Annotated in this window: 22 protein-coding genes and 1 other RNA gene; 11 read left to right on the top strand and 12 right to left on the bottom strand. The window is 64.5% G+C overall.

Annotated elements, in window-relative coordinates; all coding sequences use genetic code 11:
- The first annotated feature begins 72 nt into the window (after nt 1–72).
- Nucleotides 73–1,047: an NADPH:quinone oxidoreductase family protein gene (locus tag HHL14_RS24705; RefSeq protein WP_169500202.1), complete on the top strand. Its 975-nt coding sequence runs from the start codon at nt 73–75 to the stop codon at nt 1,045–1,047.
- Nucleotides 1,048–1,279: 232 nt separating this feature from the next.
- Here the strand turns inward: HHL14_RS24705 and HHL14_RS24700 are convergent, their stop codons facing one another.
- The 8 genes from HHL14_RS24700 to ffs form a co-directional block, all read right to left on the bottom strand.
- Complete coding sequence (locus HHL14_RS24700; protein ID WP_169500201.1) at nt 1,280–2,104, bottom strand: ABC transporter permease; 825 nt, start codon at nt 2,102–2,104, stop codon at nt 1,280–1,282.
- Nucleotides 2,105–2,186: 82 nt separating this feature from the next.
- On the bottom strand, nt 2,187–2,999 hold the full coding sequence (locus tag HHL14_RS24695; protein ID WP_169500200.1) for an ABC transporter ATP-binding protein: 813 nt from the start codon (nt 2,997–2,999) through the stop codon (nt 2,187–2,189).
- Nucleotides 3,000–3,236: 237 nt separating this feature from the next.
- On the bottom strand, nt 3,237–4,274 hold the full coding sequence (locus tag HHL14_RS24690; RefSeq protein ID WP_169500199.1) for an ABC transporter substrate-binding protein: 1,038 nt from the start codon (nt 4,272–4,274) through the stop codon (nt 3,237–3,239).
- A 326-nt stretch (nt 4,275–4,600) separates the two neighbouring features.
- Nucleotides 4,601–5,842 (bottom strand): CaiB/BaiF CoA transferase family protein, encoded by a 1,242-nt coding sequence (locus tag HHL14_RS24685; protein WP_169500198.1) that lies wholly within the window; start codon nt 5,840–5,842, stop codon nt 4,601–4,603.
- A 126-nt stretch (nt 5,843–5,968) separates the two neighbouring features.
- Complete coding sequence (gene recR / locus HHL14_RS24680; protein ID WP_169500197.1) at nt 5,969–6,565, bottom strand: recombination mediator RecR; 597 nt, start codon at nt 6,563–6,565, stop codon at nt 5,969–5,971.
- A gap of 250 nt (nt 6,566–6,815) precedes the next feature.
- Nucleotides 6,816–7,142: a YbaB/EbfC family nucleoid-associated protein gene (locus HHL14_RS24675; RefSeq protein ID WP_027197578.1), complete on the bottom strand. Its 327-nt coding sequence runs from the start codon at nt 7,140–7,142 to the stop codon at nt 6,816–6,818.
- Nucleotides 7,143–7,214: 72 nt separating this feature from the next.
- Nucleotides 7,215–9,917 (bottom strand): DNA polymerase III subunit gamma/tau, encoded by a 2,703-nt coding sequence (locus HHL14_RS24670; RefSeq protein ID WP_169500196.1) that lies wholly within the window; start codon nt 9,915–9,917, stop codon nt 7,215–7,217.
- Nucleotides 9,918–10,165: 248 nt separating this feature from the next.
- An RNA gene (ffs, locus tag HHL14_RS24665) (signal recognition particle sRNA small type) lies at nt 10,166–10,264 on the bottom strand.
- 510 nt (nt 10,265–10,774) lie between these two features.
- On the opposite strand from ffs, the gene trxA reads away from it, so the two are divergent.
- The 8 genes from trxA to HHL14_RS24625 all read left to right on the top strand — a co-directional run bounded on the left by trxA (nt 10,775) and on the right by HHL14_RS24625 (nt 19,940).
- Nucleotides 10,775–11,101, top strand: a complete 327-nt coding sequence (trxA, locus tag HHL14_RS24660; RefSeq protein WP_013089343.1) for a thioredoxin TrxA — start codon at nt 10,775–10,777, stop codon at nt 11,099–11,101.
- 319 nt (nt 11,102–11,420) lie between these two features.
- A complete protein-coding gene (gene rho / locus HHL14_RS24655; RefSeq protein ID WP_008921615.1) occupies nt 11,421–12,689 on the top strand; it encodes a transcription termination factor Rho in 1,269 nt (422 codons plus the stop codon).
- Nucleotides 12,690–12,899: 210 nt separating this feature from the next.
- Complete coding sequence (locus HHL14_RS24650; protein ID WP_169500195.1) at nt 12,900–13,496, top strand: MerR family transcriptional regulator; 597 nt, start codon at nt 12,900–12,902, stop codon at nt 13,494–13,496.
- Nucleotides 13,493–15,049, top strand: a complete 1,557-nt coding sequence (locus HHL14_RS24645) for an MFS transporter (protein WP_169500194.1) — start codon at nt 13,493–13,495, stop codon at nt 15,047–15,049. Before HHL14_RS24650 ends, HHL14_RS24645 begins: the two co-directional genes overlap by 4 nt.
- A 13-nt stretch (nt 15,050–15,062) precedes the next feature.
- A complete protein-coding gene (locus tag HHL14_RS24640) occupies nt 15,063–15,896 on the top strand; it encodes a M90 family metallopeptidase (RefSeq protein WP_169500193.1) in 834 nt (277 codons plus the stop codon).
- Between the two features lie 304 nt (nt 15,897–16,200).
- On the top strand, nt 16,201–16,464 hold the full coding sequence (locus tag HHL14_RS24635) for a type B 50S ribosomal protein L31 (protein WP_169500192.1): 264 nt from the start codon (nt 16,201–16,203) through the stop codon (nt 16,462–16,464).
- 336 nt (nt 16,465–16,800) lie between these two features.
- The gene (locus tag HHL14_RS24630; RefSeq protein ID WP_169500191.1) at nt 16,801–18,558 is read left to right on the top strand and encodes an ArnT family glycosyltransferase; all 1,758 of its coding nucleotides are present in this window, start codon (nt 16,801–16,803) and stop codon (nt 18,556–18,558) included.
- A gap of 2 nt (nt 18,559–18,560) precedes the next feature.
- On the top strand, nt 18,561–19,940 hold the full coding sequence (locus tag HHL14_RS24625) for an MATE family efflux transporter (RefSeq protein ID WP_169500190.1): 1,380 nt from the start codon (nt 18,561–18,563) through the stop codon (nt 19,938–19,940).
- A 255-nt stretch (nt 19,941–20,195) separates the two neighbouring features.
- Here HHL14_RS24625 and HHL14_RS24620 read toward each other — a convergent pair whose 3' ends face one another.
- Nucleotides 20,196–20,606, bottom strand: coding sequence for a carboxymuconolactone decarboxylase family protein (locus tag HHL14_RS24620; protein WP_169500189.1), 411 nt, complete (start codon nt 20,604–20,606; stop codon nt 20,196–20,198).
- On the bottom strand, nt 20,603–21,052 hold the full coding sequence (locus tag HHL14_RS24615; RefSeq protein WP_169500188.1) for a MerR family transcriptional regulator: 450 nt from the start codon (nt 21,050–21,052) through the stop codon (nt 20,603–20,605). Before HHL14_RS24615 ends, HHL14_RS24620 begins: the two co-directional genes overlap by 4 nt.
- A gap of 327 nt (nt 21,053–21,379) precedes the next feature.
- Between HHL14_RS24615 and HHL14_RS24610 the strand changes: the two genes are divergently transcribed.
- On the top strand, nt 21,380–22,000 hold the full coding sequence (locus HHL14_RS24610) for a ComEA family DNA-binding protein (protein WP_169500187.1): 621 nt from the start codon (nt 21,380–21,382) through the stop codon (nt 21,998–22,000).
- Between the two features lie 176 nt (nt 22,001–22,176).
- Complete coding sequence (locus tag HHL14_RS24605; RefSeq protein WP_169500186.1) at nt 22,177–22,605, top strand: YidB family protein; 429 nt, start codon at nt 22,177–22,179, stop codon at nt 22,603–22,605.
- Nucleotides 22,606–22,794: 189 nt separating this feature from the next.
- Here HHL14_RS24605 and clpB read toward each other — a convergent pair whose 3' ends face one another.
- Together clpB and HHL14_RS24595 are read right to left on the bottom strand one after the other, a co-directional pair.
- Entirely contained in the window at nt 22,795–25,392 is a 2,598-nt protein-coding gene (gene clpB / locus HHL14_RS24600; protein ID WP_169500185.1) for an ATP-dependent chaperone ClpB, read from the bottom strand.
- A gap of 121 nt (nt 25,393–25,513) precedes the next feature.
- Nucleotides 25,514–26,038: an Rrf2 family transcriptional regulator gene (locus HHL14_RS24595; RefSeq protein ID WP_169500184.1), complete on the bottom strand. Its 525-nt coding sequence runs from the start codon at nt 26,036–26,038 to the stop codon at nt 25,514–25,516.
- Nucleotides 26,039–26,274 lie beyond the last annotated feature (236 nt).

The following is a 26,274-nucleotide window of genomic DNA, read 5'->3' as shown; positions in this document are numbered from 1 at the left end:
ATAAAATCGCACGGTCGTACGCTTTGCTTTACACTCGAAAACGTTGCGAACCCTGAACGATATGGAGACACGATGCGCGCGATTCGCTGCAAGCAATACGGGCCGCCCGAGAGTCTGGTCGTCGACACCCTGCCGGACCTTGAAGCGCCGCCCGGTCACGTCGTGATCGACGTGAAAGCCGCGGCCGTCAATTTCCCCGACGTGCTGATCATCGAAAACAAATACCAGTTCAAGCCGCCGCTGCCGTTCACGCCGGGCTCGGAGGCCGCGGGCGTCGTGCGCGCGGTCGGCGAAGGCGTCACGCAATTCAAACCGGGCTCGCGCGTGGCCGCGTTCACCGGCTCGGGCGGCTTCGCCGAACAGGCGCTCGCGCCCGCCGCGGCCTGCGTGCCGCTCGACGACGACGTGCCGTTCGAACTCGCGGCCGCGTTCACGCTCGCCTATGGCACGTCGCATCACGCGGTGGTCGATCGCGGCGCGTTGCAGCCCGGCGAAACGATGCTGGTGCTCGGCGCGGCCGGCGGCGTCGGACTCGCGGCGGTCGAGATCGGCAAGGCGCTCGGCGCGCGCGTGATCGCGGCGGCATCGAGTGACGAAAAACTCGCGACCTGCGTGAAGCACGGCGCGGACGCCACCATCAACTACAACACCGAGGACCTGCGCGAGCGCATCAAGGCGCTCACCGACGGCAAGGGGCCGGACGTGATCTACGACCCGGTCGGCGGCGTGTACGCGGAGCCCGCGTTTCGCAGTATCGGCTGGCGCGGACGCTATCTGGTGGTCGGCTTTGCCAACGGCGAGATCCCGAAGCTGCCGCTCAACTTGATGCTGCTCAAGGGCGCGAGCGTGGTCGGCGTGTTCTGGGGTGACTTTACGAAGCGCGAGCCGCAGCGCAATCGCGCCGCGTTCGAGCAGATGAACGGCTGGATTCGCGAAGGCAAGCTCAAGCCGTACGTGTCGGCCCGCTATCCGCTCGACGACACCGCGCGCGCGTTGCGCGACATGGCCGAGCGTCGCGTGATCGGCAAGATTGTGATTACGCCTTGATGACGGACTGAGAACAAAAACGGCGCGGTGTCCGAAAGCCATTTCGGACACCGCGCCGTTTTGCCGGTGATAAGCCGATAACCGTTACCGTCGCAGTCCTTGCACGGGAAGCTTGTACGTCACCTCGCGCCTCGACGCTTCCCGCCGACGCACCCCGCACTTTTTCCCGCCCCCTCCTCGCCGCTCTGCCCCGTCGCCGCGTCACGCCACAGCCGACTCACAGCAGCCACGCTCACAGCTTCTCCGTATCCCCGCTGCGCGGTTGCCACTTCATCAGACGCCGCTCCGCGATGCCGACGATCGCATCGAGAATCAGCGCGAACGCGGTCAGCACCAGAATCCCCGCGAACACGGTATTGATATCGAACGTGCCTTCGGCCTGCAGGATCAGATAGCCGACGCCGCGCGCCGAGCCCAGATACTCGCCGACCACCGAGCCGACGAACGCGAGCCCCACCGACGTATGCAGGCTCGAAAACACCCAGCTCATCGCGCTCGGCAGATAGACGAAGCGCAGCAGCTGTTTGCGGTTCGCGCCGAGCATGCGCGCGTTCGCGAGCACGACCGGGCTCACTTCCTTCACGCCCTGATAGACGTTGAAGAACACGATGAAGAACACCAGCGTGACGCCGAGCGCGACCTTCGACCAGATGCCGAGCCCGAACCACACGCCGAAGATCGGCGCGAGAATCACCCGCGGCATCGAGTTCGCGGCTTTCACGTACGGATCGAACAGCGCGCTGGCGGTCGGTGCGAGCGCGAGCCACAGGCCGACGCCGAGCCCGAGCGCGGTGCCGAACACGAACGCGAGCACGGTTTCGACCAGCGTGACCCACAGATGCAGATAGATCTCGCCGCCCGTGAACCACTCCCAGATCCGTTGCAGCACTTTCTGCGGCTCGCCGAAGAAGAAGGCGGCCTTGTCCGGATCGTCGAAATAGAACGGCGGCACCAGCGTCGGGCTGGTCAGCACGTACCAGAGCACGAAGCACAGCACGAGCAGCAGCCATTGCCAGATCACCAGATTCGCCCGGTTCGGGCGCAACGTCTTCCACATGACTTGGTTTGCCTTCGACGATGATTGAACGCGTCTTCTGTTCTCACCCGCGAGACCGTCGCGGCGGCCTCGCGCGGTACGCTTAAACAGCGGTCAGTTGCTGCTGATAACCCTTCAGGACTTCGTCGCGCAACACACCCCAGATCTGCGCGTGCAATTCGACGAAACGCGGATGCGAGCGGATTTCGGCGACGTCGCGCGGACGCGGCAGGTCGATCCTGAATTCGCCGATCGGATGCGTGCCCGGCCCCGCCGACAGCACCACCACGCGGTCCGACATTGCGATCGCCTCGTCGAGATCGTGGGTGATGAACAGCACCGCCTTGCGCTTCGCGGCCCAGAGATCGAGCAGCTCGTTTTCCATCAGCTGACGCGTCTGGATATCCAGCGCGGAAAACGGCTCGTCCATCAGGATGATGTCGGGATCGAGTATCAGCGTCTGCGCCATCGCGACACGCTTGCGCATGCCGCCCGACAGTTGATGCGGATAGCGGTCGCCGAAGCCGCCGAGGCCGACGCGCTTCAACCACTCCTCGGCCTTCGCGCGCGCTTCGGCCGGCGGCATGCCGCGAAACGACAGGCCGGCCATCACGTTATCGAGCGCCGAGCGCCACGGCATCAGCGCGTCGGCCTGGAACATGTAGCCGGCGCGGCGATTCAGGCCGTTCAGCTTGTCGCCGAACACGTTGACCGTCCCCGCCGACGGCTGCAGTAGCCCCGCGCCGACATTCAGCAGCGTGGACTTGCCGCAGCCGGTCGGACCGACCACCGACACGAACTCGCCCGGCTCGATGCGCAGCGTCGTGTCCTTGACCGCCGTGTAGCGCTGCGAGCGGTTATCGCGCGCGGCGAACGTGCAGGTGATGTTTTCGAGCGCCAGGGCAGCAACGGTCATCGTTCGGCTCGCTTCGAGATCGGGTTGGGTTGAACTGCGGGTTCGGGGAAGCTTGCGTTAGCAGTCGCGGTGGCGGTCACAGTCACAGTCACAGTCACAGTCACAGTCGCGGTGACGGCAGCGGCGCGGTGGCCACGTGGCCGCGAGGCGCCTGACGGGCGGCGAGACGCAGCGCATTGCCTCCCGCCTCTGCCCTGCACCGCTCTGCGCCACGCCACGTCGCACGCGCCGCCGCGTTTATGCCTTAACCGTCGCCAGCGCCTTCTTCACGAAGTCGTTGGTCCACGTCTTCGACAGATCGATCTGCGCGTTCTGGATCACCGGATCGAAGGCCTTCAACGTCTTCAGCGACGTCGCCGGACCGTCGGCAGGCATCAGGCCATCGGGCGACATCGCCTCGCGCACGTGCTGCCACGCGTCGAGATAGAGCGCGCGGTCGCCGAGCAGATAGCTTTCCGGCACGGTATTGATGAGTTCGCTGCCGCCCGCGTTCTGCAGCCACTTGAGCGCGCGCACCATCGCATTGGTCAGCGCCTGGGTGGTGTTCGGGTTCTTCGTGATGAACGCCTGCGACGCATACAGGCAGCCGGCCGGCATGTCGCCGCCGAACACGCTGTGCGTATCGGCGAGTGTGCGCGTATCCGACACGACGCGCACTTCACCTGCGCGCTCGAGACGCGTGACGACCGGATCGAGATTGGCGATCGCGTCGATCTGCCCGGACTGCAACGCGGCGATCGCACCGGCGCCCGCGCCGACGCCGATGAACGCGACGTCCTTCGGGCTGAGTCCGGCTTTCGCGAGCACGAAGCTCGCCATGATCGCAGTCGACGAACCCGGCGCGGTCACGCCGATCTTCTTGCCTTTCAGATCGGCGATCGACTTGTAGTTCGGCATCGTCTTCTTCGACACCGCGAGCACGATCTGCGGCGCGCGTCCCTGCAGCACGAATTCGCGGAACATCTGCTTTTGCGCCTGCAGCAGCAGCGTGTGCTCGAAGGCGCCGGAGACCACATCCGCGCTACCGCCGACCGCCGCCTTGAGCGCCTGCGAACCGCCGGCGAAATCGGAAATTTCGACGTCGAGCCCTTCGTCCTTGAAGTAGTTGCGGCGCTCGGCAATGGTGAGCGGCAGGTAATAGAACAGGTTCTTGCCGCCGACCGCGATCGCGACTTTGGAGGTCTCGAGTTTGCCCTGTGCGAAAGCGAACGGCGTGGTCGTCAGCGCGGCACCGGCGAGCGCCGCACCGCCGGCAAGGAAGGTTCTGCGTTGCATGGTCTGTTGTCTCCAGATTTTTGTGGTCCGACTTTGTGTCCGACTTTGTGTCCGGCTTTTTTTTCGGCGCGTGGCGGGCGCTGCCGCGCTCGCGGTTACTCAGTTGCTTAGTCGCGCAGTGATTCAGTCGCTCGGTTGCGCGGCTGACGCGCGGCCTGGCCTGCGCCACCCACACCGCTTCCACCGCTCACACCGCGCTCACTGGTGCCACGACGCCGCGCTGTCCCGCGCTTGCGCGCGTTTCCCGCTTCGAACTCTTGCTGCGTGCTTCCCGTTTGCTGCGTGCTACGCGACGCCGCTATCGCGATGCACGCATGGCGTGCTCTTCAAACGATCTGTTGCGCGTGCAACCTCGCGATGTCGTCAGCATCATAACCTAGCGATTGCAGGACTTCATCGGTATGTTCACCCAGTTCCGGCCCCAGCCAGCGGGTCTCCCCGGGCGTCGCCGAGAGCTTCGGCGTGACCGCCGGCAGCGTGATTTCCTGGCCGTCCTGCCATTTGAAACGCTGGATCATCTGCCGCGCGAGGAACTGCGGATCGGTGAACATATCGGCGACGCTGTAGATGCGGCCGACCGGCACGTCGGCCGCGTTCAGCACCGCGAGCGCTTCGTCGATCGTGCGGGTGGACAGCCACGTAGCGATCGCGGCATCGATTTCCGCGGTGCGCGGCACGCGGCCGTCGTTGTGCGTAAGCGCTGGGTCGTTGGCGAGATCGTCGCGTTCGATCGCGAGCATCAACCGCCGGAAAATCGGATCGCTATTGCCGCCGATCACGATGCTGCCGTCGCGGCACGGATACGTGTTCGACGGCACGATGCCCGGCAGCGACGCGCCAGTGCGCTCGCGCACCATGCCGTACACGCCGTATTCGGGCACCACGCTTTCCATCATGTTGAAGACGGCCTCGTACAGCGCGACGTCGACGACCTGTCCTTTGCCGCCGTTCACCTGCTTGTGATGCAGCGCCATCAGCGCGCCGATCACGCCGTGCAGCGCGGCGATCGAGTCGCCGATCGAAATGCCGATGCGCGGCGGCGGCAAATCCGGATAGCCGGTGATATGACGCAGGCCGCCCATCGATTCGGCGATCGCGCCGAAGCCGGGGCGATCGCGATACGGGCCTGTCTGGCCGTAGCCGGAGAGCCGCACCATCACGAGGCCGGGGTTCTCGGCCGACAACACGTCGTAGCCGAGCCCGAGTTTTTCGAGCAGACCGGGGCGAAAATTTTCGACGACGATATCGGCCTCTTTCGCGAGGCATCGCACGATTTCCTTGCCTTCGTCGGCTTTCAGATTGATCGTGACGGACTTCTTGTTGCGCGCCTGCACGGCCCACCACAGCGACGTGCCGCCGACTTCCGGATACAGCTTGCGCCATTTGCGCAGCGGGTCGCCGCCTTTGGGGTCTTCGATCTTGATCACGTCGGCGCCGAATTCGCCGAGAAAACGCGCGGCGAACGGCCCGGCGATCAACGTGCCGAGCTCCAGCACCTTGACGCCGGCGAGCGGACCGCGCGGGTCGTGCGGCACGGCGCTCGCGTCTGATTCGGGAATAGCGCTCATGTGTCTCCTTTGTCGACGGCAGTTAGTGCTTTAGCACTTACTGCCGTCCCATGCGTTTATCGCGGTCGGCAGCAGTTAATTGCTTTAGCACTTACTCCTGCCCCACGCGTTTGTCGCGCCTACGCGCTACATCGACCGACGATCAAGCATCGCGCGCGCGATCGTGCCCGCGTCGACGTATTCGAGTTCGCCGCCCACCGGCACGCCGCGCGCAAGACGCGTGACGGACAACCCGCGCGCCTTCAGCGTCTGGCCGAGGTAATGCGCGGTGGCCTCGCCTTCGTTGGTGAAATTGGTGGCCAGCACGACTTCCTTGACGACACCATCCGACGCGCGCTTCACGAGCCGGTCGAAATGGATTTCCTTCGGGCCGATGCCGTCGAGCGGACTGAGCCGCCCCATCAGCACGAAATAGAGGCCGCGGTAAGTCATCGTCTGTTCGAGCATGATCTGGTCGGCCGGCGTTTCGACCACGCACAGCAGCGACGGATCGCGCTCCTCATCGAGGCAGACCTCGCAGATCTGCGCCTCGGTAAACGTGTTGCATTTTTCGCAGTGACGCAGATGCTCGGTGGCGAACAACAGCGAGCGGCCGAGCTTTTCGGCGCCTTCGCGGTCGTGCTGCATCATGTGATACGCGATGCGTTGCGCGGACTTCGGCCCGACCCCGGGCAGCGCGCGCAGCGCTTCGACGAGCGCCGACAAGGCGGAAGGTTGTTTCATGCGAATCGGCGTCGACGTGAATGGTGCCTGAATGCACAGGTTGGGACGTGGCGGCGGTAGCGGCGAGCGTGAGAATCGTCGTGGCGTTTTCACGCTCCGCGCCACCGCGGCTGGCGCGAATCGTTCGGCGTGTCCGGTACGTCAGTCTCGACCGTACCTCATGCCGGCGCGCGGGGCTTCGCGTCAGCGCCCCGCGCCGCCGTTGACGCCGCGGCATCAACGGCGCAGCGGACGCCCTCTTGCAGCAGCTTCAGAACGGCAGCTTGAAGCCCGGCGGCAGCGGCAGCCCGGCGGTCATGCCGCCCATCTTTTCCTGCGCGGTCGCCTCGGCCTTGCGCACGGCGTCGTTGAACGCAGCGGCGACGAGGTCTTCGAGCATGTCTTTATCGTCGGCGAGCAGGCTCGGATCGATCGACACGCGGCGCACGTCGTTCTTGCAGGTCATCGTCACCTTCACGAGACCGGCGCCCGACTGCCCCTCGACTTCGATCAGCGCGAGTTGCTCCTGCATCTTCTTCATGTTTTCCTGCATCTGCTGGGCTTGCTTCATCAGCCCGGCGAGTTGGCCTTTCATCATGGACATGCTCCTTCTAGATAGCGTGAATCTGTCGTTCCGGCGCCGTGCTGCGACGCCGCCGCGAACGATGGATCAGTGGGCCGGCGCCGCGCCGTTCGAGGCGGCGTCCGGAGTAATCGGGCGAATCGAGCCATCGACGATGCTGGCGCCGAATTCGCGAATCAGCGACTGCACGAACGGATCGGCGCGGATCTCGCGCTCGGCTTCCTGCTGGCGCTGCGCGCGCACGGCGGCGTCGTGCGCGGCGGCGGTACGACGCGCCGCGCCGACCTCGACCTGCACGTCGACGTTCCGGCCGAGCCGCTCGACGAGCGCCGCCTTCAGTTTAGCGACCTGCGACGCTTCCGCGTATTGCGGCACCGGCACGTTCAGCTTCAGCGTACTGCCTTCGAGCGCCATCAGTTCGCTGTTGAACGCAAGCTGATACGAAATGCCCTTCAACGGCAGATCGACCGCGAGCGCGGGCCAGTCGCCGGTGAAGCCGAGCGGATCGAGCGGCACGGCAGGCGGCAGCGGACGCGTATCGACGACCGGTGCGGGCGCGGCGGACTTCGCCGCGCGGTCCATGCGAACGTCGTCGGGGCCGTGATCGAAGACCGGTACGAAGTTGTCGTCGGGCGGGATGAAATACGCGTCGTCCGCGGCCGATAGCGGCATGTAGTCGTCGGGCGGGATGTCGTCCCACGGCATCGACGAACCGTCCTGGGCGCCGCCGTTGCTGCCGCGAGGCTCGCTACGAACTGGCGCGGCCTGCGCGGACGTGGCGTCCGGCTGCGCGCGCCGCGGCGCGCCGGGCGTCGGTACCGGGACGACTACGCGCGGTGCGGCGGGCTTCGGTGCGGCAGACGTGGCAGGTTTCGCGGCTGCGGCCGGGTTGGCGCGGCCACGGTCGGACACTTTCATGCCGGCGTTGCGCAGCACGTCGAGAGCGGCGCTGGCGCCTCCCGCACGACGCGACGCGGAATCGGCCGCAGCTGACGTTGGTGCCAATGCGGGCGAGGCCTCCTCCGGTGCCGGTTCGCGTTGCGGCGGCGTGACAGGTTCCGCACGGGGTTCCGCGCGCGTGGGCGCGGCGGCCGCGGGCGCCGTCGATGCGGATGCAGGCGGCGTATCAACGCTTTCGTTCGATGCCGGTTCGGTCGAACTGACCGTCGCGGCGGTGTCGTTTTCGGGCGCGTCTTCCCACGGTGCCAACGGACGAGCCGCAGCCGTTGACGACACATCGGCCGCGCGTGCGGCCTGCTCGTTCACTTCTTGCCCGGCCGGCACCGAATCCTCGGCACGCGGCGCGTCAATAGCGATGGATTCAGGTGCGGTCTGAGCTTGCACTGCATCAGCATCGGCACCAGCAGTGGGCTGCACGGCCGGCTTCTCAACCTGCTGCTCAACCGGTGTATCCACCGATTTCACCGCCAACTCCGTAGCCGACCCGGCGGATTTTGCCGCCTCGACCTGCCCCGAGCCTGAATCGTCCACCTGCGGTCCGCGCGCCGGCACAGCGCGCTGCGCCGCGTCGCTTGCACGAGGAGCCGCCGGCGGCAGCGGCGCGGCAGCAGCCATAGCCGTCGCGGACGACGGCGACAACGCGCGCAGCGCGGCGACAGTCGGCGCGCCGGAACGCTTCGCACCGGCAGCGCCCGCAGCCCCCGTCTGCGAACCGGCTCCCGCTGTGCCTCCGCCACCACCTGTCGGCGCGGGTTCGAACGCGAGCATGCGCAACAGCGTCATCGTGAAGCCCGCGTATTCGTCGGGCGCAAGACCGAGTTCGCTCCGGCCGATCGTCGCGATCTGATAGAACAGCTGCACGTGCTCGGCGCTCAACGTTTCAGCGAAGCGACGCAGATCCGCCGCCTCCGGCCATTCGTCAAGCACCGACGACGGCGCGAACTGCGCCCACGCAACCCGGTGCAGCAGGCTCGCCAGATCCTGCAACGCCGTCGAAAACGACAGGCTGCGCAACGCCATCTCGTCGGCGATTGCCAGTACCGCGGCGCCATCGCCTTGCGCGAGCGCGTCGAGCAGACGGATCAGATAGCTTTGATCGAGCGCGCCGAGCATTCCGCGCACCGCGTCCTCGCTGACCTGGTTCGCCGAATACGCGATTGCCTGATCGGTCAGCGACAGCGCATCACGCATCGAACCGTCGGCCGCGCGCGCGAGCAGACGCAGCGCCTGCGCTTCGTACGGCACGTTTTCTTCGCCGAGAATCCGTTCGAGATGCGACACGATATGGCCGGCCGGCATCTGCTTCAGATTGAACTGCAAACAGCGCGACAGCACCGTGACCGGAATTTTCTGCGGGTCGGTGGTGGCGAGGATGAACTTGACGTGCGGCGGCGGCTCTTCCAGCGTCTTCAGCATCGCATTGAACGCGTGGTTCGTCAGCATGTGCACTTCGTCGATCATGTAGACCTTGAAGCGCGCATCGACGGGCGCGTACACCGCGCGCTCGAGCAGCGCGGCCATTTCATCGACACCGCGATTGCTCGCCGCGTCCATCTCGACATAATCGACAAAGCGCCCTTCGTCGATCTCGCGACAGGCCCGGCACACGCCGCACGGCGTCGAGGTCACGCCGGTTTCGCAGTTCAGTGCCTTGGCGAAGATGCGCGACAGCGTGGTCTTGCCGACGCCGCGTGTGCCAGTAAACAGATAGGCATGGTGCAGACGGCCGCCGTCGAGCGCGTGGGTGAGCGCGCGCACCACGTGCTCCTGTCCGACGAGCGAAGCGAAATCCTTCGGCCGCCATTTGCGTGCGAGAACTTGATAGGTCATCGGGAAATTGTATCAGTAACGATGGCGCGCAAAACCGAATCCGGATGACGCGCGAACCCCTGCTCCCGCTTTGCTGGAACAGGCTGACAGCCCGACGCGAAAATCCGTCGCCCGCAAGATGTGAACGCAATGAACGCGCGCGATAGGGCCGCGACGATGCTCGGAAAGAACACGGCGAACGAGGAACAGAAAAGCTGGGAATGATTGCGGGAAATCGTGAAAACGCCCGCGAAGAAAATGCAATAGAAGGTGACGAGCCCGACCCTCGGCACTGGTGGAAAACGGCTGTGGCTGCTTCGTTCCCGACCTGACCAGGTTGACCATCCCTCCATGCGAGGAGGCCCGTCACGAAACATTCTATCATTGCCGCGCGCATTGTGCGACTGTTAATACGAGCAAAACGCAAACGACGCGCCGGATCGGACAACTTTGCCCTTCGTCGCGCGCCTCCCGTGATCTCTGTCATGCCTGTCAATGCGCTTCGCGCGTCGCGTTCGGCAGGGACAGCGGCCGTGCGATCCACGTCGTGCTAACCACATCTCGTCGAATCCCGGCGCCCTATCTATTAGCAACCACGCATTCGCCACCACGCTACTCGCGACCCATTAGCCCCACTGCCCTAACGAGTACTATCGCCCATCGGCAACGCATAGCGAATTAAGCTACACTGCCAGATTGAAAGACCCGCAAACGCGAGCTTTTCCGCCTATGCCGTGAAAATCTGCCGGCTTTTCAGATTTTTGCAGGCATGTGCGGCAAGCCTCCGAAGGCGGCAAAGCGAACGGAAATTTCCCAGTTTTTGACGTATCGTGGCGAGCAATTCAAGGCCGGCCTCGAACCGATAGAGGTATTCATAAATGAGCGAACAAATCAAGCATATTAGCGACGCATCGTTCGAACAGGACGTCGTGAAATCCGATAAACCCGTGCTGCTCGATTTCTGGGCTGAATGGTGCGGTCCGTGCAAGATGATCGCGCCGATCCTCGACGAAGTCGCGAAGGATTACGCAGATCGCCTGCAAGTCGCGAAGATCAATGTCGACGAGCATCAGTCCACGCCGGTCAAGTTCGGCGTGCGCGGTATCCCCACGCTGATCCTGTTCAAGAACGGCGCGGTCGCCGCACAGAAGGTCGGCGCCCTGTCGAAGTCGCAACTCACCGCGTTCCTCGACGGCAACCTGTAAAGCAACGCCGCGGCGCTTGCGGATCGCACAGGTCACACGCGGTTCGCAAGCGCGTCACAGCGCGTAACAATGAACATTCGAATGAGCACGCGAGGCAGGCCTGGTAGATTGAACAGCAACCGCCGCACTCGTTGATGAAGCCTGTTGTCAGCCGGCAACACGCGTTATGACAAAGATGCCACGCCGCCGTACTGGCCGAAATTGGCGTGTGCTATGCTAGAATCCGCAAAACGTCGAAAAGACGTGTAAGTCTTTGAGCGTTCCGCTCACCCTCCTCCCAGATTTCATTTCGTCGCACCTTCTCCTGCGGGTTCTCCGTATGCATTTATCCGAGCTTAAGACTCTGCACGTGTCCCAATTGATCGAGATGGCCAATGGCCTCGAGATCGAAAGCGCGAACCGCCTGCGTAAGCAGGAATTGATGTTCGCCATTCTAAAAAAACGAGCCAAAGCGGGCGACACGATCTTCGGCGACGGCACGCTTGAAGTGCTGCCGGACGGTTTCGGCTTCCTGCGTTCGCCGGAAACCTCCTACCTCGCCAGCACGGATGACATCTACATCAGCCCGTCGCAAATCCGCCGCTTCAACCTGCATACGGGCGACACGATCGAAGGCGAAGTGCGTACGCCGAAAGACGGCGAGCGCTATTTCGCGCTGGTGAAGGTGGACAAGGTCAACGGCCAGCCGCCGGAAGCCTCGAAGCACAAGATCATGTTCGAAAACCTGACGCCGCTGCACCCGAACAAGGTGCTGCTGCTCGAACGTGAAATGCGTGGCGAAGAAAACGTGACGGGCCGCATCATCGACATGATCGCGCCGATCGGCAAGGGCCAGCGCGGCCTGCTCGTCGCGTCGCCGAAGTCGGGTAAGACCGTGATGCTTCAGCACATCGCGCACGCGATCAAGCAGAACCATCCCGACGTCGTGCTGTTCGTGCTGCTGATCGACGAACGTCCGGAAGAAGTGACGGAAATGCAGCGTTCGGTGGCCGGCGAAGTGATCGCCTCCACGTTCGACGAACCCGCCGCGCGTCACGTGCAGGTCGCCGAAATGGTGATCGAGAAAGCCAAGCGCCTCGTCGAAATGAAGAACGACGTGGTGATTCTGCTCGACTCGATCACGCGTCTCGCGCGCGCCTACAACACCGTCGTACCGGCCTCGGGCAAGGTGCTGACCGGTGGTGTCGACGCCAACGCGCTGCAGCGTCCGAAGCGCTTCTTCGGCGCGGCGCGCAATATCGAGGAAGGCGGTTCGCTGACCATCATCGGCACCGCGCTGATCGAAACCGGCAGCCGCATGGACGACGTGATCTACGAAGAGTTCAAGGGCACCGGCAACATGGAAGTGCACCTCGAGCGCCGCCTCGCCGAGAAGCGCGTCTACCCGTCGATCAACCTGAACAAGTCGGGCACGCGCCGCGAAGAGCTGCTGATCAAGCCCGAAGTGCTGCAGAAGATCTGGGTGCTACGCAAATTCATTCACGACATGGACGAAGTCGAGTCGATGGAATTCCTGCTCGACAAGATCCGCCAGACGAAGAGCAACTCCGAGTTCTTCGACATGATGCGTCGTGGTGGCGGCAGCTAACGTGTCACGTTAGCGTCGCGGCCTGATCGGCCGGTCGCCACTGCAGGCACAGACTGCAGACCGAAAAACCGCTCGCCCCGCGCGAGCGGTTTTTTTTCGTCCGCGCCCTGCCCGTCTACCGCGCCGTTCATCCGGCACGTGGCTGCCAACATGTACGTGAACGTACACGTTGCAGTACAATGCCCCAGTCCGTCCACGTCCGTCACCACTATGTCGAAGGACTCTGCCGCGCTATTGACCGTGCGCGACGCCGCCGAACGGCTTGGCGTCACCCCGCGCACGCTGAAATACTACGAGGAACGCGGCCTCGTCTCGCCCACTCGCAGCGAAGGCCGCTATCGTCTGTACGACGAGGAAGACCTGAAGCGCTTCGCGCGCATCCTGCGGCTGCGCTCGCTGGGCTTTTCGCTGCATGGCATCACCGAAATGCTGAAGCGTCCGCTCGAAACGGTCGAGGGCGGTCATCGCTTCTCGACCGAATCGCTGCAGCAGATCCGCGATGCGATCGCCCAGCAGGTCGACGCGCTCGATGCCCGCATCGAAACGATGCGCCGTGAGCTCAGGGAAGCGCAGAAGTTGCGCGCCGAACTGAGCCCCGACCTCGACTATCTGGAGCGGCGTCTCGCCGGCGAAAACGCCGACACGCTGCTCGCGCAACGCCGGAACGCCCAGGCCAAAGCAGCGCCGACAGCAACGACCGGCACTCCCCCCACCACACCAACCGGCACGACGCCCGCAAAACGCAGCGGCAAATCGCGCGCGGCGGCAACGGCAATGGCTAAAGCGTCGACGGACAAATCGTCATGAACGGCGTCTCGCCCCATACCGGCTGGTTCAGCGTCGCCAAACTGCGCGGCGATTTTTTCCCATGGGTGCTCGCGGTCGTTACCGGCCTCGACTATTTCGACAACGCGATCTTCTCGTTTTTCGCGAGCTATATCGCCGGCGGCATCAACGCGTCGCCTGATGAGCTCGTATGGGCGTCGAGTGCATACGCGGTCGCGGCGGTGCTCGGCATCCTGCAGCAGGAATGGTGGGTCGAGCGCTTCGGCTACCGGCGCTACGTGGCCGGCTGCATGCTGCTTTACGCGGCCGGCGCGGTGGCCGCGGCGCTCAGCGAATCGTCGATCGAACTGGCATTCGCGCGCGGCTTTCAGGGCTACTTCATCGGCCCGATGATGGGCACCTGCCGCATCCTGATCCAGATGAGCTTTACGCCGCAACAGCGGCCGACCGCCACCCGCGCGTTTCTGATCCTGATCGTGCTGTCCAGCGCGCTCGCGCCGCTCGTCGGCGGTCAGCTGGTCGCGCATTTCGACTGGCGTGCGCTGTTCGCGTGCACGGTGCCGGCCGGCGTGCTGTTCGCGGGGCTGGCGCTGCTTGCGCTGCCCGACGCCGGCAACCGTCTGCCCGAGGAGCGCGGCGCCGCACATTTCTGCCCGTACCTGGTGTTCGCTTTCGCGCAGGGCGCGCTGCAGATCGTGATGCAGCAGGTGCGCTTCCAGCTGTTCAGCACGTCGCCGGCGCTGATCCTGTTGACGCTCGCCGGCTTCGTCGCGCTCGGCTGGTTCGCGTATCAGCAGTGGCATCATCCGGCGCCGCTCGTGCGGCTGCACGCGCTGCGCGAAAAGGTCTTCCAGGTCGGCCTCGTGCTGTACATGTTCTATTACTACATGACGACCGTGTTCAGCTATCTGATCTCGCGCTTTCTCGAAAGCGGGCTCGGCTATCCGGTCGAGAACACCGGGCAACTCGTCGGCGTGACCTCGCTGATTTCGGCGAGCGCGCTGTTCGTCTATCTGCGTTACGCCAAACTGCTGACGCGCAAGAAATGGATCATCGTGCCGGGCTTCGCGGTCGCCGCCTTCGCTGCCGCATGGATGACGCGCATGTCGCCGGGCGTCGGCGAGGCGGCGCTCGTTGTGCCGCTGCTGCTGCGCGGCCTGCTGTTGCTGTTCATCGTGCTGCCGGTCGCGAACCTGACCTTCCGCATCTTCGCGATCGAGGAGTTCACGCACGGCTACCGGCTCAAGAACATCGTGCGGCAACTGACGATTTCGTTCGCGACCGCATCGGTGATCATCGTCGAGCAGCATCGGCTGGCGCTGCACCAGAGTCGCCTCGCGGAGTCCGTGAGTCCGTACAATCCGGTGTTCCAGAACACGCTCGCGACCCTGACCCAGAGTTTCGCGGCCGCTGGCCACGCGGCGACCGAAGCGCACGCGCTCGCGATCGCGTCGATCGGCCGGACGGTCGCGCAGCAGGCGAGCTTTCTCGCGTCGCTCGACGGCTTCTATTTTCTGATCGGCGTTGCGATTTGCGGCGGGCTGTTTGCCGCGTGGCAAAAACAGATCGACTAGAGGTAGCTCAAGCATGCTGTCGAAACTCACGAACTGGCTGGGCGCGCGCCGCCGCGAACGCGCGCTGCGCGACTACGCGATCGACGAACCGCTGTGGCAGGCGACCCTCGCCGGCCTGCCGTTTCTCGCCCACCTCGAAGCGCCCGATCTCGCGCGGCTGCGCGAGCTGACGAGCCTGTTCATCGCGCAAAAGGAGTTTTCGACCGCACACGAGCTCGAGCTGACCGACGCGATGACGGTCGCGATCGCCGCGCAAGCCTGTCTGCCGGTGCTGAACCTGAGTCTCGAGTTGTACCGCGGCTGGGTCGGCGTGATCGTCTATCCGGGCGAGTTCGTGATCCGCAAGACCGTCGAAGACGAGGACGGCGTCGTGCACGAGGTCGAGCACGACGCGAGCGGCGAAGCGTGGCAAGGCGGTCCGGTGGTGCTGTCGTGGGAAGACGCGCAGATAACCGACAGCACCGACGCGTACAACGTCGTGATCCACGAATTCGCGCACAAGATCGACATGCTGGACGGCGAAGCGGACGGCCATCCGCCGCTGATGCGCCGCTGGCACGCACCGCTCGACGCACAAGCCTGGGCCGACGTGTTCGACAACGCGTACGACCACTTCTGCGCGCAAGTCGACGCGGTGCCCGAGCGGCGCTGGACGCGCTTCGAGCGCGAATCGCTGATCGATCCGTATGCGGCGGATCATCCGTCGGAATTCTTCGCGGTGTGCAGCGAGGCGCTGTTCGTGAAGCCGCAGGCCTTCGAAGCCGAGTATCCGGAACTGTACCGGCTGCTTGCGCGCTATTACCGGCAGGATCCGGCGCGTGTCGGCCTGACGTTCGCTGCGCCCTGACGCCGACCCTGACGCGGGGCGGCCCAGGCCGCGGGGACCGCACGTAGGGTTGCGCGCCCAGGCCCGGTGCGCATAGTTGCGAACGCCCCGCCCAGCGGGCACTTGCGGCGTCAACCTGCGAGCGCCACTACCTGCCACTCCGATAGCACGCGCCCGAATAGAATCCGCTGGCAGAAAAATCGCCAAGCGACTGATTTTCTGGCATAATCGCGTTTTTTCGACCGTAGGCAAGTGGCTCGCGCCTGAAGGCAGCCCCGTTCAAGGCTGCACGCGGGTTGGCTACCGCCAGATTAAAGGAAAGACCATGAAAGAAGGCATTCACCCGAATTACCGCGAAGTCCTGTTCATCGATATGTCGAACGACTTCAAGTTCGTGACGCGTTCGACCATCCAGACGCGCGAAACCGCCGAATTCAACGGCAAGACCTACCCGCTCGCAAAGATCGAAGTGTCGTCGGAATCGCACCCGTTCTACACCGGCCAGCAGAAGATCATGGACACGGCCGGCCGCGTCGAGAAGTTCAACAAGAAGTTCGGTGCACGCGCTTCGGGCAAGGCAGCGAAGTAATACCGCTTCATCGCCGGCTTGCGCCGGCCACGGAGCAAACAGAAAGGGCAGCGCGAGCTGCCCTTTTTTGTCGCCCGCGTCTGCCGGGTCGTGTCGCTTGCGGGGCTGCTTGCGAGGCTTATGGCGCGCTATCTGAGCGCCACGCCCGTCGGTACCGACCCGGCACGGCACGCCAACACGGCATCGTGTTACAGCTTTTGTCATGACGTTGCCGGTCGTTACCGGCCGTGACGGGCGTCCCACGGCACGACTACAATGCCGGATGCTCCAGACGGGCCATTCCCCGGACCTGCCGTCCGGCTCTGGCCGCATCGCTTATCCAATACCCAACACCGCATGAGACCTGTCGTTCGCCTCACTGCCTCAGCGACCAGTGCGTTGCCGCGCTGGCTGCTACTGACCATCTGTGCCGTCTACGCGGCGTTCGGCCTGTTCGGCCGCGATCCGTGGAAGAACGAGGACGCAGCCGGCTTCGGCGTGATGTGGACCATGGCCAACGGCGGCGCCCACGACTGGCTGCTGCCGAACCTCGTCGGTAAATATCTGACCGAGGACGGTCCGCTCGGCTACTGGCTCGGCGCCAGCGCGATCCGCGCGCTCGCGCCGTGGGTCGACGCGAGCAACGCGTCGCGCGTGTTCACCGGCCTGCTGTTCTGCGCGGGCTGCGCGTTCGTCTGGTACGCGGCCTATCTGCTCGGCCGCCGCGCCGAGGTGCAGCCGTTCAAATACGCGTTCGGCGGCGAGCCCGAGCCGCGCGACTACGGCCGCACGCTCGCCGACGGCGCGCTGCTGATCCTGCTCGCCTGCTTCGGTCTCGCCGAGCGCGGCCACGAAACCACGCCGCAACTCGCGCAGTTCGTCGGCATCGCGATGCTCGTCTACGGTCTCGTGCGGATGATCGACAAGCCGATTCAGGGCGCGCTGATCTGGGGTCTCGCGCTCGGCCTCGTCACACTCGCGAGCAGTCCGGTGCTGGTCGGCGCGCTGCTGGTCGGCACCCTCGCGATGACGCTGATCGTGCGCGAAACGCGCTCGCGCTGGCTGCTGCTCGCCGGTCTGCCGGTCGCGTTGGTGCTCTCGGTGTCGTGGCCGATCGCCGCGCTCGCCGCGTTCCCCGACGATGCCGTCTGGTATCTGAACCAGTGGATCCACGTGAGCCTGAGTTCGTTCGCCGGGCCGCCCGGCTCGGTCGCCGGCTATGCGCTGAAAAACCTGCCGCTGTTCACCTGGCCCGCGTGGCCGCTCGCGCTGTGGTCGTGGTTCAGCTGGAAGGGGCTGCGGCGCGCGCCGCACGTGGCGATTCCGCTGTCGGTGATCGGGCCGCTGTTCGTGCTGGTGGTGCTGCAAAGCCATCAGTCGAACCGGCTCTACATGCTGCTGTTGCCGCCGCTCGCGGTGCTCGCGACCTTCGCGCTACCGACGCTCAAGCGCGGCGCGATCAACGCGATCGACTGGTTCGCGCTACTCAGCTTCACGATCCTCGGCAGCTTCGTGTGGCTCGTCTACATCGCCAGCCTCACCGGTTTCCCGCATCCGCTCGCGCGCAACCTCGCGCGACTCGCGCCGGGCTTCGTGCCGCAGTTCAAGATTCTGTCGTTCGTGTGCGCGGTCGCGGTGACCGTGTGCTGGTTCGTGCTGGTGCGCTGGCGGCTCGCGCGTCATCCGAAGGTGCTGTGGCGCAGCGTCGTGCTCTCCAGCGCCGGCACGACGCTGATGTGGGTGCTGCTGATGACACTGTGGCTGCCGGTCGTCAACTACAGCCGGACCTATCGCGACGTCGCGCTGCAGATCGCAAGTCACCTGCCCGAGGACTACACCTGTATCGCGCCGGTACGGCTCGGTAACGCGCAGATCGCGACCTTCGCCTATTTCGGCGACATGCACTTCGCGTTCGACCAGGACTGCGACGTGATCCTGCGTCAGGACACCCAGGACTACGGCGACCCGAGCGCGATGCCCGACTACATCTGGAAGCTGGTCTGGGAAGGCCGCCGCGCCGCCGACCGCGACGAGCGCTTCCGCCTGTACGTGCGCATCGACCGGCCGAAGCCGGTGCCCGGCAAGCGGCGCAGCTGGCACAAGAAGCTCGACTGACGATGTTCGCCGACATACGGAAAATCGCCGCGCTCGCGTGGCCCGTATTGATCGGTCAGTTGGCCATCATCGCGTTCGGCGTGATCGATACGGCGATGGTCGGCCGTTTTTCGGCGGTCGATCTGGCCGCGCTCGGCCTCGGCTCGTCGATCTACGTGTCGGTCTATATCGGCCTGACCGGCATTCTGACCGCGCTACAGCCGATCACCGCGCAGCTGTACGGCGCGCGACGCTATGGTGAGATCGGCGAGGAAGTGCGCCAGTCGCTGTGGCTCGCGGCGGCGCTAACCGTGATCGGCTTTCTGATCCTGTTCTTTCCGGGGCCGCTGCTGAATCTGTCGCGCGTGCCCGACGCGCTGCATGAGCGCACGCTCTCCTATCTGCGCATTCTCGCGTTCGGGCTGCCCGCCGGGCTCGCGTTTCGCGTCTACAGCTCGGTCGCCAACGCACTCGGAAAGCCGCGACTCGTGATGTTCCTGCAGGTCGCCGCGCTGCTGCTCAAGATCCCGCTCAATACGTGGTTCATTTTCGGTGGGCTCGGCTTGCCGGCGCTCGGCGGCCCCGGCTGCGCGCTCGCGAGCACGCTACTCAACTGGGCGCTCGCGGTGCTCGGCATGCTGCTGCTCGCGCGGGTCGACGATTTCAAAACGCTCGGCATCTTCACTCACTTCTGCTGGCCGGTCTGGAAGCGCCAGGCCGCGCAACTGCGGCTCGGCATTCCGATGGGGCTGTCGTACCTGATCGAAGTGACGTCGTACACGTTCATGGCGCTCTTTATCGCGCGCTTCGGCACGACCACGCTCGCCGGCCATCAGATCGCCGGCAACATCGGCGCGGTGCTGTATATGACGCCGCTGTCGATCGGCATTGCGTCGTCGACGCTGGTCGCGCAGGCGCTCGGCGCGCACCGACCGGCAGCAGCGCGCACGCTGTCGCGGCACGGCATTGCGATGGCGGTTGCGATCGCCTGCTGCTATGGCGCGCTGGTGCTCGCGCTGCGGCCGTATATCGTCGACGGTTACACCACGGACGCACAGGTCGCGGCGAAGGCGCTGCCGCTGGTGCTGATCGTCGTTTGCTACCACCTGTTCGACGCGTTGCAGATCTCGACCGCATTCGTGCTGCGCGCCTACAAGGTGGCGGTCGTGCCGACCGTCATCTATGCGGTCGCGCTATGGGGCGTCGGGCTCGGCGGCGGCTATGCGCTCGGCTTCGATACGACCGGCCTGACGCCGTCGTGGCTGACCGGCGCGCGCGGCTTCTGGGTCGCGAATACGGCGAGTCTCGCGATTGCCGGCGTGGGATTGCTGCTGTACTGGCGGATCGTGAGCCGGCGGTATTTGCGCGGTGAGACGGGTGTCCGGGCGGATACGAAGGTTTGAGGGAATGGGCGGGGAGCGGTCGAGGCTTCAGTTCGAGCAAGTGGCAGGCGTCGCGTCGGCGGCAGGGAACGTGAACGGAACCCCCTCCTTCTCTGCAAAATGCCGCCTACATGCTCGCGCGACGTGTGGTATGGGATGACCTGTCCAAACGGGGATAGTCAGCCCAAACAAGCCCGTTAGTTGCGTGAGAGCGCAGATCAAAACAAGCGTTTTTCTTCGCACTCACCTCCGCACATGCCCGGCCCGGCGCCCCTCTCAGACGTTGCTCGCAGCCGCCTCCTCCCGATCTCTACGCTCGAAAATCTCCCGCGCCGCGAACAGCGCATTGAGCGCGGCCGGAAATCCGGCATAAAGCGCCATCTGCATGAACACCTCGACGATCTGCTCGCGCGTGCAACCGACGTTCAACGCCGCCTCGATATGCACCTTCAGTTGCGGCTGGGCGCAGCCGAGCGTTGCGAGCGACGCGATCGTCGCGATTTCGCGTGCGCGCAGATCGAGCTGCGGCCGGCTGTAGATGTCGCCGAAGCCGAATTCGATCAGCAGGCGGCCGAATTCCGGCGCGATCGGCGCGAGCGCGGCGATGACCTGCTCACCGGCCGAGCCGTCGATCTCCCGGAGCTTGTCCCAGCCGCGTGCGTAGCGCTCGTCATGTGCGTAGTTCATTGCAAGTCCTTATCGATGTGCGAGGGCAACGAGGATTCGTTGCCCTGTCGGGTCGGAACAGGCTCGATCGCGCCGCTCGTGGCGGCCTCGTAATAGGCGATCTTGTCGTCGATCGCGCTGAGGTTGCTCTGCAGATCGGCGATTCGCGCAAGCAGTTCAGTGCGATGCACGACCAGCAGATCGCGCCGCGCGCGCATCGTCGGCCGGCCTTGCACGCGCAGCGCGGCGATCTGCTGCATGCCGGAAATCGACATACCGGTCGCCTTCAGACGCATGACGAAGCGCAACCAGTCGAGATCGGCCGGCGAATACAGCCGATGCCCCGCGTGCGTGCGCCCGACCGGCCGGATCAGCCCGGCCTGTTCGTAATAGCGCAGCGTGTGCGTCGACACGCCGATCGTTTCGGCGACTTGACCAATGGTGAGCGCGATTGAGTGTTTCGACATGACGGACTCAGGTTAGGACTTCGAGTGCACTCCAGGTCAAGCGTAACGGACAATCATTCGTTCGCGTTGCCCGTTTTCATCGCAGACGACTTCGGACGGCCGAATCGCACTCGAGCAGGCAGCCGATAAACGCACAGGCGTTACACCGGCCAGTAAAAGTTTTAAATATTGTCTACCCTGATTTACTTGTCATGAATCGATCGGTATAAATCGTCCGCGATCACAAATTGGGCCAGCGATTTGTTCTATGCTTAAACGCAGCGCCCGCAGACAGAATGTGTCGTCCTTTCCCGGCTAACTTTTTTTGCCCTCAATGGAGTGCTTGCCATGCTGAAAAAGCTTTTGATGCTTTGCGTTGCTGTGGCTTTGTCGCTGTCGGCCGGCTTTGCCGCGGCCGTCGAAGTGAATACCGCGGATCAGGCCGCGCTCGAATCGGTCAAGGGCATCGGCCCCGTGCATGCAAAAGCGATTCTCGATGAACGCGCGAAAAACGGCCCGTTCAAGAATGCCGACGATCTCGCCACGCGCGTCAAGGGCATCGGCCAGAAATCGGTCGCGAACCTTGAAGCCGCCGGTCTGACGATCAACGGTTCGGCGGCGCCGCCGACCGGCGCGAAGGCGTCGACGAAGAGCAGCACGGCAAGCACGCAGCCGGCTCCTGCACCGGCGGCCACCACGCCGGCGGCCACGACCCCGGCACCCGCGGCCACGACCGCTGCGGCACCGGCCGCGACCACCGCTGCACCGGCCGCGCCTGCCGCCGCTTCGGCTGCGAAGACGTCGAAGTCGAAGAAGAAGAGCAAGGCCGCAGCGTCCGACGCGGCGGCGGCCGCAGCACCGGCCACCGCAGCCGCAAACGCGCCGGCCGACGCATCCGGCACCAAGGCTTCGAAGAAGAAGGCAAAGAAGAGCAAGGCGGCATCGGCTGCGGCTGCTTCCGGCGCCTGATGCTGAGGCGTCTCTACTGAGCGCCTTCACTGAACGTCATTACGCGCAGGCGGTTGCGCCCTAGTTGCAATACAGCGAAACCGCCCTGCCGCCCCGTTTTACCGCGCCGCGCAACCGCGCGGCGTTTTCACCCGCCAGGCCGTCCCCACACGCGCCGGCATTCAAGAGAGTCCGTCATGAGCCTACTCGACACCATCGGTTCCCTGCTTGGCAAATCGCCGGAAGGCGGCGGCCAACAAGCGCTGATCGCAGCCGCGCTCGAATTCGTCAACAACCAGCCGGGCGGCCTGAACGGCCTGATCCAGCGCTTCCAGGAAAAGGGCCTCGGCGACGTCGTGACGTCGTGGGTCAGCAACGGCGAAAACCAGCCGATCGCACCGGACGCGCTGCACAACGTACTCGGCTCGCAAGCGGTGACCGATCTCGCCGCGAAGGTCGGCGTTCAACCGGATCAGGTCACGGGCATGCTGTCGCAGCTCCTGCCGCACGTCGTCAACGCCGCGACGCCGGAAGGCCAGGTGCCGGCCGAAGGCCAGCTCAACGCAACGACCGTGCTCGGCGCGCTCGGCGGCCTGTCGGCGCTGTTCGGCAACAAGAACGCTTAAGCCGCCAACGCGCTCCGCGCAGGCGGAGCGCTTGCACCGCCGCTCGACGACGCCTGCGTCATCGAACCTCGGCGCATAAAAAAGCCGGCAACGAAGTTTTCTTCGTTGCCGGCTTTTTAACGTCGGCGGATAACGTCGGCTGAAACGGCGAAGCTATCGCCGTTCCGTGACGTCACCCATCCGCAGTGCTCAATGCACGACGCGGTCGAACACGAGCTCGCCCTCTTCCACTTCGACCGGAATCACATCCTTCGGACCGAACTTGCCGGCCAGAATCAGCTTCGCGATCGGGTTCTCGATCTCCTGCTGGATCGCACGCTTTAACGGCCGCGCGCCGAACAGCGGATCGTAGCCGACCTTGCCGATGTGCTCGAGCGCCGCGTCCGACACCACCAGCTGCATCTCGAGCTTCGCGAGCCGCTCGTGCAGACGTTGCAGCTGGATCCGCGCGATCGACTGGATGTTCGAGCGATCGAGCGCATGGAACACGACGACGTCGTCGATCCGGTTCAGGAACTCGGGCCGGAAGTGCAGCTTCACCTCTTCCCACACCGCGTCCTTGACCGCGTCCTGCGACTCGCCGACCATCGACTGGATCACCTGCGACCCAAGGTTCGAGGTCATCACGATCACCGTGTTCTTGAAGTCCACGGTGCGCCCCTGGCCATCGGTCATGCGGCCATCGTCGAGCACCTGCAGCAGCACGTTGAACACGTCCGGATGCGCCTTCTCGATTTCGTCGAGCAGGATCACGCTATACGGCTTGCGACGCACGGCCTCGGTCAGATAACCGCCTTCCTCGTAGCCGACATATCCCGGCGGCGCGCCAATCAGACGCGCGACGCTATGCTTCTCCATGAACTCGCTCATGTCGATACGAATGAGATGATCCTCCGAATCGAACAGGAACGACGCCAGCGCCTTGCACAGCTCGGTCTTGCCGACACCGGTCGGGCCGAGGAACAGGAACGAGCCATACGGCCGGTTCGGGTCCGACAGACCCGCGCGCGAGCGCCGGATCGCGTCGGCGACCGCGTTGATCGCCTCGTCCTGGCCAACCACGCGCTCATGCAGCTTCGACTCGATCTGCAGCAGCTTTTCGCGCTCGCCCTGCATCATCCGCGACACCGGAATGCCGGTCGAGCGCGAGACGACCTCCGCGATTTCTTCGGCGCCGACCTGCGTGCGCAGCAGACGCAAACGCTTCGGACTGTTCTGCTCCTCGGCTTCGGCGCGCGTGACTTCCTTCAGTTGCGCTTCGAGCCCCGGCAGCTTGCCGTACTGCAGCTCAGCGACCTTCTCGAGCTTGCCTTCGCGCTGCAGGCGCACGATTTCCGCCCGCGTCTTCTCGATCTCTTCCTTCAGTTGCGCGCTGCCCTGCACCGCCGCTTTTTCCGCGGTCCAGATTTCTTCGAGGTCCGAATACTCGCGATTCAAACGCTCGATTTCCTCTTCGATCAGTTGCAGACGCTTCTGCGACGCTTCGTCCTTCTCCTTCTTCACCGCTTCGCGTTCGATCTTCAACTGGATCAGACGACGGTCGAGCCGATCCATCTCCTCCGGCTTCGAGTCGATTTCCATCTTGATCTTCGACGCGGCTTCGTCGATCAGATCGATCGCCTTGTCCGGCAGGAAGCGGTCGGTGATGTAGCGATGCGACAGCTCGGCGGCCGCGACGATCGCCGGGTCGGTGATGTCGACACCGTGGTGCAGCTCATAGCGTTCCTGCAGACCGCGCAGGATCGCGATGGTCGCCTCGACCGACGGTTCGTCGACCAGCACCTTCTGGAAGCGGCGTTCGAGCGCGGCATCCTTCTCGATGTACTTGCGGTATTCGTCGAGCGTGGTCGCGCCGACGCAATGCAGCTCGCCGCGCGAGAGCGCCGGCTTCAGCATGTTGCCCGCGTCCATCGCACCCTCGGCCTTGCCCGCGCCGACCATCGTGTGGATTTCGTCGATGAAGACGATGGTCTGCCCTTCGTCCTTCGCGATGTCGTTGAGCACGGCCTTCAGGCGCTCTTCGAACTCGCCGCGATATTTGGCGCCGGCGAGCAGCGCGGCCATGTCGAGCGACAGCACGCGCTTGTTCTTCAGCGTTTCCGGCACTTCGCCGTTGACGATGCGCTGCGCGAGCCCTTCGACGATCGCGGTCTTGCCGACGCCCGGCTCGCCGATCAGCACCGGATTGTTCTTGGTGCGGCGTTGCAGAATCTGGATCGAGCGGCGGATTTCGTCGTCGCGGCCGATCACGGGGTCGAGCTTGCCGGCGCGCGCTCGCTCGGTCAGGTCGATCGTGTATTTCTTCAGCGCCTCGCGCTGACTTTCGGCGTCCTGGCTATGCACCTGCGAGCCGCCGCGCACCGCCACGATCGCGGTTTCGAGCGATTTGCGCGACAGCCCGTGCTCGCGCGCGAGGCGGCCGGCTTCGCCTTTGTCGTCGGCGATCGCGAGCAGGAACATCTCGCTCGCGATGAACGTGTCGTTGAGCTTCTGCGCTTCCTTGTCGGCCTGGTTCAACAAGCCGGTCAGCTCGCGGCCGATCTGCACGTTGCCGTCGGTGCCCTGCACCTGCGGCAGCCGCGTGATCGCGTCGTTCAACGCGGTTTGCAGCGGCTGCACGTGCACGCCGGCGCGCGAGAGCAGCGAACGCGCGGAGCCGTCCTGCTGCGCGACGAGTGCCGACAGCACGTGGAGCGGCTCGATGTACTGATTGTCATGACCAACGGCGAGACTTTGCGCATCGGCCAGTGCTTCCTGGAATTTAGTGGTGAGTTTGTCGATTCTCATCAAGAGACCTCCAATTTCGATTACCACCAAAATGAGGCGATTTATTGGAGTTTCAAGCGCTTTTTTGGCCTCGGACGCAACTATTTAACATTTAAGCGAAACAACTGGCGTGGCCCCGTTTTCAGACGACGGGGGCTGGACTGCCGCTGCCCGGCCCGCCCGGACTATCCGCAACCGCCGCCAGCGGCACGACCGGAATCCTGACGCTGAGCCCGAGCAGCGCCGCGAGCGGGCTTTGCGGCTGCGCGACATCGCCGATCGTATGGCGGTCGAGTTCGGCGAGAAACGCCTGGTTTGCCGCCTGGAGCGCACCGCGCAAGCGGCAATGCGGCGTGATCACGCAGGGGCGCTGTTCGCCCTGACGGTCCGGCAGGCAGCCGACCAGCGCGAAGTCGCTTTCCGTCAGCCGCACCACGTCGCCGACCGTCAAGGTGAGCGTTTGCGCGCCGAGTCTCAGCCCGCCGTTGCGACCGCGCACGGTTTCGACCCAGCCGTGCTCGCCGAGTTGCTGCACGACCTTCATCAGATGGTTCTTCGAGATGCCGTACGCTTGCGAAATGTCCTGAATCGTCGATAATCCGTCGCCCCGCACGGCGAGGTAGAGCAGCACGCGCAGCGCGTAATCCGTGTAGTCGGTTAGTCTCATAAATTCTTGGTGTCGCGTGAAAGGCAGCGAGGAAGCGAGCCGCGAGGACGGGGATAACCGCGTCGATGCAAGGGTTGCCGTTACGGGTCCGACCGCCGAGCCCAAAATGAGTGGCTCACGACGTCGGCATCGAGTCGTTTTGCATTAGCAATGGTAACGTTTCCTGCCCCGGTCATTCGTACGAAAAGCAGGTGATTCGAGCCCTTCTTCCGTTTGATTGCGCATTGTGCGCATTG

Origin of the sequence: Paraburkholderia antibiotica (genome assembly GCF_012927125.1) — a bacterium.
GTDB lineage: Bacteria > Pseudomonadota > Gammaproteobacteria > Burkholderiales > Burkholderiaceae > Paraburkholderia > Paraburkholderia antibiotica.
This window is presented reverse-complemented; position numbering and strand designations above follow the sequence as displayed.